The sequence below is a fragment of the Rhizobium sp. KNZ2-6A genome, from assembly GCF_056755475.1.
The window spans coordinates 1-4,621 of sequence record NZ_JBNDIC010000105.1; the positions used below are offsets into that span (position 1 = coordinate 1).

Annotated in this window: 3 protein-coding genes; all 3 read left to right on the forward strand. The window is 61.3% G+C overall.

What is annotated here, in order from left to right:
- The first annotated feature begins 189 nt into the window (after positions 1–189).
- The 3 genes from ACPYOP_RS32445 (at position 190) to ACPYOP_RS32455 (ending at position 4,509) form a co-directional block, all read left to right on the forward strand.
- Positions 190–741 (forward strand): hypothetical protein, encoded by a 552-nt coding sequence (locus tag ACPYOP_RS32445; RefSeq protein WP_481414303.1) that lies wholly within the window; start codon positions 190–192, stop codon positions 739–741.
- A 134-nt stretch (positions 742–875) separates the two neighbouring features.
- On the forward strand, positions 876–3,803 hold the full coding sequence (locus ACPYOP_RS32450) for an aminotransferase (RefSeq protein WP_481414304.1): 2,928 nt from the start codon (positions 876–878) through the stop codon (positions 3,801–3,803).
- A 511-nt stretch (positions 3,804–4,314) separates the two neighbouring features.
- The gene (locus tag ACPYOP_RS32455; RefSeq protein WP_112511403.1) at positions 4,315–4,509 is read left to right on the forward strand and encodes a hypothetical protein; all 195 of its coding nucleotides are present in this window, start codon (positions 4,315–4,317) and stop codon (positions 4,507–4,509) included.
- The last annotated feature ends 112 nt before the right edge of the window (positions 4,510–4,621 follow it).

A 4,621-nucleotide genomic window follows, 5' to 3' on the forward strand; every position in this document is an offset into this window, starting at 1 on the left:
ACCTTCCTCAACGGCAACCGCACCGTCGTCTTCCCAGCAAGCCCAGGCTCCTATGCTTCCGAACGCATGGGGTGAGGCGCGGGGGCGCGATTTCGCCAACTCCCTTTTCTTTTTGCCTCTAAGCACGATTTGATACCGCCGGTATCGAATCGTTCCGGAGATCCCCGGAGATCAAGGAGAAGAGAGGACATGTCATTCCATCGCAATGGAACGCTGCTGCTGGCGGCGTTCCTCCTGTGGGCTCCGGCATCTCATGCTGAAACAACGGAACAGGACCCCTCCAAGATCGATTTCGCCAAGCTGATCGAATGCACGACCTATGACGTGCCGAGCTATAACGAATTCGCCATGTGGTTGACCGGGCCGGAAAGCGCCAAGGCTATGAAGCTGTTCGGCATCAGCGAACTGCCGTCAGACAATCCCTTTCTGCGGGAATTCCAGCTTTCAGCGCCGATAACCGTCTTCGGACGTCAGACGAACAGGATTGCCTTCGCCTCTACCGGGCCGCTCGCCGTCCTCGACGACGCCGATCCGCATCCCCTGGCGAAACAGCTCGGCGTGACGGCTGCGGTCGACCGGCCGAACAAGTTCCTCGGAGAAAAGGAAATCCTGTCGCGCAAGGACCGGCAGGAAAATTCCGACACCGTGCTGCACACTCGCATCTCATTGAACGTCTCGACCGATGAAGCTCATCCGGGCAAGACGCTGGCCGGCTGCAGCTATTCCATCGAGGTCGAGTAGGCGATCACGCCTGGCCGGCTGCATTCGGCCGCCTATCTTTCCGCTCATTGCGCGACCACCCTATCTGTTTTGGGTAATTTTCTTTAAGATGGAATGGTTTAGTGTCGATGCAAATGAACCATCCGGGGGATGCCATGGCCGACGCCGCGCTTGTGAATCGTATGCAGCTGCCCAGACCGGACGTGACGCCGGAGGAAGCGGCGGAGATCCTGTATGCGCATTACGGTTTGAGCGGGGCACTCACGGAACTTGGCAGCCAGCAGGATCGCAACTACCGCATCGATGCCGGCGACAATGCCTATGTGCTGAAGATTTGCCGGGCCGAATATGAGCTGGTCGAGCTCGAAGCGCAGAATGCCGCTATCCGCCACCTGCATGCCAAACCGGATTCTCCGCGCGTGCCCGAGATCGTGCCGGCGCTGAACGGCCGCGACATTCTGACCATCGCCCTCCGCGAGCAGGATTACCTCGTCCGGCTGCTCGGCTTTCTGCCCGGCCAGACGCTGACGCGGCGCAAGCATCTGCCGCCGGCTTCAGCCGCCGGGCTCGGCGCGCTGTCGGCCCGGCTTGCCCGCGATCTCGCCGATTTCGATCATCCCGGCCTTCACCGAAGCCTGCAATGGGACCTGCGCCGGGCAGGACCCGTGGCGGTTCAGCTCCTGTCGGCCATTACGGACCATGAAGCGCGGGACCGCATCGCCAAAGCGATGGTGGCCGCCGTCAAGCGCATCCAGCCGCTTGCGGGCGATCTACGCGTGCAGCCCGTGCATCATGACGTCACCGACGACAATGTCGTCAGCCATCCCGACGCGCATGGGCAGCTTGTACCCGACGGCGTCATCGATTTCGGCGACATTATTCAGGGCTGGCTGGTAGGCGATCTTGCCGTTACCTGCGCATCCCTGCTGCATCATGCGGAAGGCAACCCGTTCCATATCCTCCCCGCCATCAAGGCCTATCATGCCATCTATCCGCTGGAAGAGGTCGAGGCCAAGGCGCTGTGGCCACTGATCGTCGCGCGCGCCGTCATCCTGGCCGCCAGCACCGAACAGCAGCTCGCCATCGACCCGGACAATGACTACGTGCGCGGCAATCTCGATTTCGAACGCGAGATCTTCGATGTGGCGACCGGCGCGCAGCCGGACGTGATGGAGGCGGCGATCCTGCGGGCGATCGGCTTCGACGTCGCCCCGATCGCCACGGAAAGCTGGTCGCCACTGCTGCCTGACATCGATCCCTCGCAGATCGCCGCGATCGATCTTTCCGTCACCGGCCCGGATTTTTCCGACGGCAACTGGCAAAAGCCTGACATGGATTGGCGGCTGCTTGCCCAGACGGCGATGACATCAGGGGCGGCGGCAACCCGCTACGGCGAATTCCGCCTGTCCCTCGCCGCTCCGCTCACCATGGCGCCGCCGCAGAATTTCGCCCTGCATTGCGATATCTGCCTGCCGGCCGGCGCTACGGTTGCGGCCCCCTTCCCGGGCCTTCTGCAGCGCCAGGGGCAGCACCTCGTGCTCGCCGGCGAAGAAATAAGCCTTCATCTGGACGGCGTCGAAAGCGCGCTCGAGGATGGAGCTGCCATCGAACAGGGCACGACAGTCGGCACGATCGGCAGCGAGGGTTCGGCGATCGGAGGATTGCGCGTGCAGCTTTGCCGCGTGCCCAATCTCGTACCGCCGCTCTTTGCGGCAGCGGATCAGGTGGACGGCTGGTCGGCGATCTGCCCCTCGCCCGTTGCCCTCCTCAACGCCGCCTGCGAAGCGCAAAGGCCGGATGCGTCCGCGCTGCTGTCATTGCGCAATGCCCGCTTCGCCAAGCCGCAGAAGCACTATTACGAGCTGCCGCCGCAGATCGAACGCGGCTGGCGCGAGTTCCTGTTCGACACGCAGGGGCGCTGCTACCTCGACATGGTCAACAACGTGACGATCCTCGGCCACGCCCATCCGCGGCTGACGGGGGCGATCGAGCAGCAGTGGTCGCGGCTCAATACCAACTCCCGCTTCCATTATGCCGCCGTCGCCGAATTTTCCGAGCGGCTGGCGATGCTCGCTCCGGAAGGGCTCGACTGCGTCTTCCTCGTCAACAGCGGCTCGGAAGCAAACGATCTCGCGATCCGCCTTGCCTGGGCGCACACGGCCAAGAGGAACATGCTCTGCCTGCTGGAGGCCTATCACGGCTGGACCGTCGCGAGCGACGCCGTCTCCACCTCGATTGCCGACAATCCGCAGGCACTGACGACGCGACCGGACTGGGTGCATCCCGTCCTCTCTCCCAATACCTATCGCGGTCCATTCCGCGGCCCCGATTCCGCGCAAGGCTACCTCGACGACGTCGATGCGAAACTGAAAGCCATCGACGACAAGGGTGACGGCCTCGCCGGCTTCATCGCGGAACCTGTCTATGGCAATGCCGGCGGTATAACATTGCCACATGGCTATCTTGCCGGCGTCTATGATGCCGTCCGCCAGCGCGGCGGCCTTTGCATTGCCGACGAAGTGCAGGTCGGCTATGGCCGGCTCGGCGAACACTTCTGGGGTTTCGAAACGCAAGGCGTCGTCCCCGACATCATCACCATTGCCAAGGGTATGGGCAACGGCCATCCGCTCGGCGCCGTCATTACCCGTCGCGAGATTGCCGATTCGCTGGAGAAGGAAGGCTATCTCTTCTCCTCCACCGGCGGCAGTCCGGTCAGCTGCGTCGTCGGCCTGAGCGTTCTCGATATCCTCAAGGACGAGAATCTCCAGGAAAACGCCCGCATCGTCGGCGACCAGCTGAAGGCGGGGTTGATCGCGTTGATGGATCGCTTCCCGCTGATCGGCGCCGTGCATGGCACCGGACTTTATCTCGGCGTCGAATTCGTCCGCGACCGGGAAACATTGACGCCGGCCACGGAAGAGACGGCTGCGATCTGCGAGCGCCTGCTCGATCTCGGGGTCATCATGCAGCCGACCGGCGATCACCTCAATGTGTTGAAGATCAAACCGCCGCTGTGCCTTGCCCCGGAAAGCGCCGATTTCTTCGTGAAAGCCCTGGAGACGGCGCTCGCAGACGGGTTTTGATGCGCCCCGAAGCGCCGTTAACCATTGAGGTGTTTTAGCGGCGGGCGAATTTTAATGCCGCAAGGGCATTGTCGAATCTCGCGCCAGTTCCTATCTGTCTGTCGGTGATCGGCGAGCCGGCCGACACGGGTAGCAATGCGAAGGCATTTAACACAACCTTCCCCGCAACCCGCCAGGCCCGGAATTTTATTTTCCTGATCGTCGATATTTTGACATCTTTCGGAATATGTTTCTGAAGATGAAATTGCTATTATCCACTAATATAGTAGATAATAGTTCACCGGACCGCGGCGCTCCGTCATCGGAGTTCCAGCAAGTACAACGCCAACTGAGGAAGTGACATGCTGAATACTAAAGTCATCGCTTCGATCCTTCGGCGGTCCGTGCTTGGCAATGACCGCTCGGGCGCACTCTCCCGCCCGCGCTGTCGAATGTGACGTTCGTCCTCCCTACCGGAATCAAACAGTCAATTCGCCATATCTGCGCGTGAGTGCGCAGTGGGAGTCTATTTATGAAGAAGCAAGTTATCGAATACGCCGGCGTTCCCGTCGGCATCGTCGTTCCCGACCAGGATCGGCTCAAGTTCATCGCTGTCAAATATCATGTCCATGATCTGGACGAGCAGCGTTTCAGAAACGCGGACGAAGTGAAGCTTGCGATCCGCGATCTCCTCTCCCGTCAACAGGCCAAGCCGATCCATGTTTAATGGATCGGCTCGCCTACGCTTTTACCCAATTCAATCACCCGCCCTCGTGGTTCGAGGCTTCGGCCCCTTCGACAGGCTCAGGAGCCTGCGCGCCTCACCAGGAGCAACCATT